The sequence below is a fragment of the Mesorhizobium sp. WSM2561 genome (assembly GCF_000513915.1).
Lineage (GTDB): Bacteria > Pseudomonadota > Alphaproteobacteria > Rhizobiales > Rhizobiaceae > Mesorhizobium > Mesorhizobium muleiense.
In genome coordinates this window covers 1-6,935 of sequence record NZ_AZUX01000083.1, presented here as the reverse complement: position 1 = coordinate 6,935, position 6,935 = coordinate 1, and the positions used below count along the sequence as shown (strand labels likewise).

The window sequence follows — 6,935 nt, the reverse complement described above, 5'->3', positions numbered from 1 at the left end:
CCTTCACCGACGGCCGTCGCTTCCGGGTGCTGGCCGTCGTCGACGACTACACGCGGGAATGTCTGGCACTCATCGCCGACACCTCGCTGTCGGGCCTGCGCNTCGTGCGCGAGCTGGNCGCTGTCATCCGCTGGCGCGGGCGGCCCGCCACGATCGTTTCCGACAACGGCACGGAGCTGACTCCATGGCAGTCCTGCGCTGGTGCCAGCAGACCGGCGTCGAATGGCACTATATCGCGCCGGGTAAGCCCATGCAGAATGCCTTCGTCGAGAGCTTCAACGGGCGCTTCAGGGACGAGTGCCTGAACGCCCACTGGTTCCTGACCCTTGCCGACGCGGCCGAAAAGTTGGAGGATTGGCGCAAATACTAGATTCCTGTTTCATAACACCCATCTGTCTATGTCGTTGAAGGGAATAGGTTTCTAAAAATCGGCGCTGTTCATCGCGCCTCGCCACAGGCGGCCGACCCGGTGACGGCAATGGCGCTCGTCCAGATCGATCCGACCGCCGCTTTTGAATACTCATCGCAACTTCCAAATCCAGAGTGCTGCGACGACCGCTTGAATCCGCCCAATTTGCCGCCGAGATCTATCGCGAAGCGCTGAGCGCCAACGGCCTGATCGGTTCTATGGGGCGCAAGGGCAATCCGTACGACAACGCCAACCCGAAAGCTTGTTGAAAGCCCTGAAGGTGGAGGCGGTCTACCCGATGGCGTTCGAAACCTTCGACGATGTCGTCAGGCATCTTCCGCACTTCATCGAGGAGGTCTACAACAGACGCAGGCTTCATTCGGCGCTGGGATATCTCAGCCCGTAGAAGTTCGAGCATCAGCACATCCGGCAGACGGGCAAAACCGCAGCCTGATCAGTGTCCACCCCAAGGGGCGCACTCCAACAGATCAAAGCTTTTCAGGAGGGCTCAACTGATGGCTGAATGATCGCGGTCCTCGAGGTCCCTACCGGGACGGGGTCCCCGATGATGCCGTGGTCAGGACTGTCGCCAGCCTCCGGTCGCGCACGCTTATGAGATGGCACATCGGCTTACCGCACTGGACCAGCATCATGATGGCAGCCATCGCGCTAAGCGGACTATGACAATGCTGGCGACATTCGTAAGGCGAGCATATCGCCCCGACGGAAAAGGGGCGGGCGTCGATCGCGTCGTTTGCTAGTCTAGTTTCCGTCCATAAACAGCAACCTATTGACCTAATTTGGCAAATCGCTGCTTTTGGGGAGCGAGGCCCGGCGGTTTCAGGTATCTTGGATGGTACCACCGATTCCAAGTCCTGCCACCGCCGGAGCCGACAATGCGCCAAGAACGCACCGTCCAAGCCAGCATATTCGATCTTTTCGCTTCGCACGAGATCGGCCGTGAGCTGAAAGCGATGTCGCAATGGTTGGACGACAATCGCGACGTGCTCGGCCTGGTCGCGGGGGACCTGCGTAGAATCGGCGTCAAGGCTACCGGACGGCAGGGACTGCCCGGCGAGGCGGTGCTGCGCTGCGCTCTGCTCAAGCAATACCGGCAACTGAGCTACCAAGAGCTGGCGTTCCATATGCAGGACTCGGCCTCCTTCCGCGCCTTCGCCCGGCTGCCGTGGTCGTGGAGCCCGAAGAAGTCGATGCTGCAGCAGACGATCAGCGCGATCCGACCGCAGACCTGGGAAGAGATTAACCGGGCGCTGTTGTCCAACGCCCGGCAAGAGAAGCTGGAGGACGGCGCTGTCGTGCGGCTGGACAGTACCGTGACCTCGGCACTCATGCATGAACCGAGCGACAGCACTTGCTGCCGATGTTGGAGCGCCACATCGCCTTCTACGACCAGCCTCCGCGGCAGGCAGCTGCAGATGGCGGCTTCGCCACGCGCGACAACTTGGCCACGGCAAAGGCCTGGGGCGTTCGCGACATGGCGTTCCACAAGAAAGCCGGCCTCAGCATCGAGGACATGGTCAAAAGCAAGTGGGTTTATCGCAAGCTGCGCAACTTCCGTGCTGGCATCGAAGCCGGGATATCTTGCCTGAAGCGAGCCTACGGCTTGGCGCGCTGCATCTGGCGCGGGCTTGATCACTTCAAGACCTACGTCTGGTCCTCGATCGTCGATTACAACCTCGTCCTCTTCACTCGTCTCAGGCCGACCTGATACCGAGCAGCTATCGCGGTTCCGTTGCACCGGCTCATGCCGGCCTCGCGACGCGTCTTCCCACGCCAGCTACGGCACAATCTAGTTGTCAACCGCGCTCCGCGGCCTCCAACAGACTCATCAGCGTATGCAAAAGGACTGTCAGCCCAAGGTAAGCCATTGCAAACGCTGCAAAATGCTGCTCGTTTATGGACGGAAACTAGCCTAGCGAAGCACAAAAAGCTCCCGGGGCGCCTTTGTCAGCACTTCAACGCCGGATTCGGTCACACGAATGCTCTCGCTGATCACGTACCCGAAGTCTTCCTCCACCCACGAGCCCAAATGCATATGGAACGTCATGTTAGGTTTCAGGACTGACAGATTTCCCTCTTGGAGGCTGAGTGTGCGCTCCCCCCAATCAATGCCAATGCCGTAGCCAGGGCGGGACCTCTTCTTGAAGCCAAGCCTCTCAGTCGCGCGATGGATTGCGTGAGCGACATCGCCGATGACCGCTCCTGCCCGAACTGAGTCTAGGCCAGCTTCTAAGCCGGCGAGTTGAGCCTCGTGAATGCGAAGCAGGCAGTCGGATGGTTTACCGATAGAGTAGGTTCGGCAAATCGGCGCGGTGTAGCCATGCCGTACTCCGGCGATCTCCAAATTTATCTGCGAACCTTGGCGGAAAACATCTTCGCTCCACGTGACGTGCGGAGTGCCTATCCTCGATGAAGCACATAGGAAGGGGGTCGCGATCCATGTTCCGGGCTTGCCGTTTGCCCCGCGCGCTAGCGTTCCTACGATTTCGGCGATGGCGTCGGCTTCCCTCATACCGGGGCTAATCACTTCCGCTGCACGCAGGATTCCCGCGTCGGCGATGGCTGCCGCTTCCCTCATGACAGCAATCTCAAGATCGGACTTAACATTCCGTATTGACGTGATAACGTCAAAGAAATTTATGATCCGGGCCTCCGGTAGCCGCCCCTTGAATTTTTCTGCTGCATCAACGGATAGATTTCCTAGCTCGAGTCCTATGCCGCCGTTCGCGAGCCCAGCCTCCAAGAGGAAATCGATTACCGCATCGTAACCGTTCTTAGAGGGATTTCCCATCAGCTCTTCTGGATAGCCAACCACCTTGTCGCGATCCATGAATGTCTCTTGGAAGGCCGCTGGCACGTCCATCCAGCGCAGGATGAACGTCGGCTGCTCCTGGCGAGCCGAAACAACAAGACCTCTCGTGTCGTAGGATCTGGCGGTGGAGCCGGTGAGATAGGTAACGTGCGCTTGCTCTGTTACCACCAGCGCATCCACATCACGCTGCGCCATCTCCTCCTTTACCGCGGCGAGCCTACGTAGGTATTCCGTTCGAGGGAAAACCTGCGGACCTTTGCTGATCGGCATTATTATCTCCATAATCGGACCTGATTGCAGGTGTGTAGGGCGGTAGACTTGGTTGAACGTCGGGCAACCACAAGTCTCTGGGGATTATTGCAAAAGCCAGAGCCTATTTTCGTTGTAATGAGAGCTTTCGATGATCGAAAGCTGCATTTAACGCCTGGATGCGATGTTTTCATGTGCGGCTGAGCCGATTGATCAACAGGGATTCGGTCAGCGGGTGGACCGTGCAAAGGCCACACTTGTACTGTGGAGCCCACGATCAGGCCGATCGCAGGCAACCGCAGGTGACTTGCCGCCGTACTGCGCGGGCAGTACGGCTATTATGGCAGGCCGCATAACTACCCAGCGTTCAGCGGATTCCGTGAGGCAGTGCCTCGGGCTGGCTAAGCATCTGAGACGGCGAAGCCAGAAAAGCCGAAAAGCCGGCGCATGGGCTGGTCGGAGTTCGAGACCTTGACAGTATGCTTCCCCCTGCCAGTTCCCCGCATTACTCGAACTTGGGTACAGGCACCGATTATGACGCGGGTCACCCTCGTGAAGAGCCGGGTGCGGGAAATCCGCCCGCCCGGATCTGTGAGGGCGAAAGTCGAAAAATGGCTGAGCTATTCGACCAGGATTTGAGACGCGAAACTTTTCGCAACCCGCTTCGCTTAGCCAAGAGTCGGAAGCCCGACAAAGTTGTGACAAAGCAAACAGGCAGAATCGGACGCGAAAAGCCGACCCATTGGACTCCACACCGTTTTTTGCGTTGGCACACCTCTTGCGCTTTGAACTGCGACGTTCACCAGCAACGGAGCCATTCGATGTCCGTATCGACGATTTCGCTTGGGAGTTAGCCCTCGACCAGTCGCTCGCGACCGCAAGCAATCGACATCGTTTCAAGCTCCTGTGCTTGCAAGGAACACGTTTCGCGGGTTGGCTGGAGACTAGACGTATTCGGTAATAGGCAACGCAAATCAGTTTTCGACCAGTACACACGAAAGCAAGTTAAGCAAACTTCTAAACCCAGCGTCAGGAGAATCGAATATGTCTGATGAGTTTACTTATGGCGAGATTTACGCTCCGATCTATGAAGAATACACCACTGTGCAAGGTAAAGTCGCTGAGGTAAACGAGACCGTCGCCTTTCTTGAGCGATATTGCAGCGGGGGCAGTGCTCTCGAACTGGGTATAGGCGACGGGCGCGTGGCAGTGCCGTTGAGCGAGCGCGGCGTCAAGGTCGAAGGTATCGATAATTCGTGCAGCATGTTGAAACTTCTCGCCGAGCGCACTGATCGAATCAAGGCTTGGCAGGGAGATATTGCCCATTTCAAATCACAGCAACGCTACAGTATGGTGTATTGCGTTTATTTCACGTTCACGTTGCTCTTCACGCGCGAAGAGCAAATAGCTTGCCTCCGATCTGCCGCGGAGGCGCTAGATGATGAGGGGGTTTTGGTGATAGAATTGGGTGTACCAGGCTTGAATCCTCTCGTCGGCGGCCAGAAAACCACGACGGCGCGGCTAGTGAATCATGAGAATACGATCCTCAATGTGGCTGTCCACAATCCACTAAACCAGACCTTGGTTTCGACCCTGCTCTGGTTTTCTGGCACGTCGGTCAGACGTTTACCGCAATGCGTTCGTTACGTTTATCACCAGGAACTCGATACCATGGCCGAATGCGTGGGGCTGGAGCTAGCGGAGCGGTGGGGAGATTGGGCTAGAGGTGCGTTCACCAAACGATCCGAACGTCATATCTCGGTCTACCGCCGAAGCAGCCCGTAGTCGGGGGATCATTCGCGACAAAAAAGCTTAAATAAGCCTCAATTGCCAGTATCGCTTAGCATTCTTGGGATATTCGCTGTTCGCAGCTCTGGATGCGTTATTTGCTGTGGAGCCTTCCGTGGTTGCCGCCCGTAATGCAAGAGGCTTCTGGCCCTTTTCGACGTGTGATCGAGTGCGGTCTTCTGTCAGACCTTCATGTGCGGCATTTCCAAGAGCCGCTGGCCGGTATGGTGGTCTGCAGATCAGGTCCAAATCTCGATAACGAGCGCATTGGCTCTTTGGCTCCAGCAGGTTTTCCTGATCCAGATCTGTTCGATTGTTGCGCCCATTCGGGTCGTCGCCTTCTCACACCCCTTTTACCGGTGCCGGGTTGTTTGCTGCAGGTCGATCATGCAGCCGCAGCCGACGCCGGATTCCGATAATCCTCATTCGTTCTCAGCATCGCCCAAATTGCCCGCGCCATGTTGTTCGCCAGGGCGATCGCCACGAGCATTCGCGGCTTTCTCCCCAGCATATGCGCCAGCCAAGATCCCTTGGAGATCCAGCCTTTGTGGATTGATTTGATAAAGTGATTCCCAATCAGCGAGGGGGTCGGGAATGAAGCGGTTTGTCGAGGGCGAGGATCGCCGGCAAGCGACGCCGCTTCCCGAGTGCCTGGACGATTACGTGACTCAGGACAATCCGGTCCGGGTCATCGAAGTCTTCATCGACGAACTCGACCTCGGCGCCGTAAGCTTTGCCGGGGTTGTGCCGGAAGCGACCGGGCGGCCTGCCTATCATCCCGCGACGCTGCTTAAGATCTGTCCGTATGGTTATCTCAACCGCATCCAGTCGAGCCGCCGGCTCGAGCGGGAGACGCAGCGCAGATGAGCTTGCAAGTGCTCGCCTACAATATGAAGCGCATGATCAACATCTTCGGCGTCAAGCCGCTGATGACGGCGATCGCCGCCTGATCACGCCCCCGACCACCAGCGGCCTCATCGCTGCCACGCTCGAACAGCGGCCGTCACACGCAATCTGCAATCGCGTTTTCACACGATCCCAATCAGAGAAGCCTGCTAGGCCGAAAGATCTTCCCATGGAAGAGTCGCGTTTCAGTTCCTCCATGCGCGCAGCGGTGGCCGCAACGGTAATCGACCCACTTTGCCGGAAACCGGTCGGCTGACCCGTCAGCTGCTCTAGATCCGGGAACAATTCTGCGGAGTACTGTGCGAGTTTCGCCATGTACTCATTAGCCCGAAGCTGGGTAACCAGCCCGGCCGCATGCCAGTTGTGCCACATGTCGGCTGGTCTCGCTCGAGCAGCAGGACTTCCCTATGGCCAGACGTGTCAGGTGATACGCGATCCCTATAATGCCGCCGCCGATGATGGCGTATTCTGTGTGTGAAGGTAGTGTGCTTGGCATTGGGACCTCGGAAGATCGTAAATGCGTGGCTGCGGCTAGAACCGTATCTGCTGTGCACCGGGATGCGCCCGCTCAACGAGCCGGCCGCGGTCCGGTCGCGTCCCCAGACGTGGTGTAGCTCGGCGGTAGCGAAGCCGCTCGCGAGCGCGCCCTCAACAGCGCCGTAGCGAGCGAGCGGCTTTGCGGGTGGTCATCGACAGTTCGCCGGTAAGGTCGGGTTGCTGACACCAACCTGATTCGAAGGAACCATCGAT

Annotated in this window: 4 protein-coding genes and 4 pseudogenes; 5 read left to right on the top strand and 3 right to left on the bottom strand. The window is 57.9% G+C overall.

The genetic code is table 11. The features are described 5' to 3' along the window. From M727_RS43545 to M727_RS38560, 3 genes and pseudogenes are all read left to right on the top strand, one after another. A pseudogene (locus M727_RS43545) lies at positions 1-328 on the top strand (integrase core domain-containing protein); the annotation flags it as partial. Between the two features lie 235 nt (positions 329-563). Continuing rightward, entirely contained in the window at positions 564-815 is a 252-nt protein-coding gene (locus M727_RS43925) for an integrase core domain-containing protein (protein WP_084647005.1), read from the top strand. 490 nt (positions 816-1,305) lie between these two features. After that, positions 1,306-2,138: pseudogene (locus M727_RS38560) on the top strand (hypothetical protein). A gap of 204 nt (positions 2,139-2,342) precedes the next feature. Here M727_RS38560 and M727_RS0132170 read toward each other — a convergent pair. Continuing rightward, positions 2,343-3,512: a Xaa-Pro peptidase family protein gene (locus M727_RS0132170; protein ID WP_027155972.1), complete on the bottom strand. Its 1,170-nt coding sequence runs from the start codon at positions 3,510-3,512 to the stop codon at positions 2,343-2,345. Positions 3,513-4,535: 1,023 nt separating this feature from the next. On the opposite strand from M727_RS0132170, the gene M727_RS0132165 reads away from it, so the two are divergent. Next, a complete protein-coding gene (locus M727_RS0132165; protein WP_027155971.1) occupies positions 4,536-5,276 on the top strand; it encodes a class I SAM-dependent methyltransferase in 741 nt (246 codons plus the stop codon). A gap of 388 nt (positions 5,277-5,664) precedes the next feature. Here the strand turns inward: M727_RS0132165 and M727_RS43540 are convergent. Continuing rightward, positions 5,665-5,834: pseudogene (locus M727_RS43540) on the bottom strand (IS110 family transposase); the annotation flags it as partial. A gap of 39 nt (positions 5,835-5,873) precedes the next feature. Here M727_RS43540 and M727_RS38555 point away from each other — a divergent pair. Next, positions 5,874-6,140 (top strand): annotated as a pseudogene (locus M727_RS38555) (transposase); the annotation flags it as partial. Between the two features lie 57 nt (positions 6,141-6,197). On the opposite strand, the gene M727_RS44100 reads toward M727_RS38555, so the two are convergent. Continuing rightward, the gene (locus M727_RS44100) at positions 6,198-6,500 is read right to left on the bottom strand and encodes an FAD-dependent oxidoreductase (protein WP_348627201.1); all 303 of its coding nucleotides are present in this window, start codon (positions 6,498-6,500) and stop codon (positions 6,198-6,200) included. Positions 6,501-6,935: the final 435 nt, after the last annotated feature.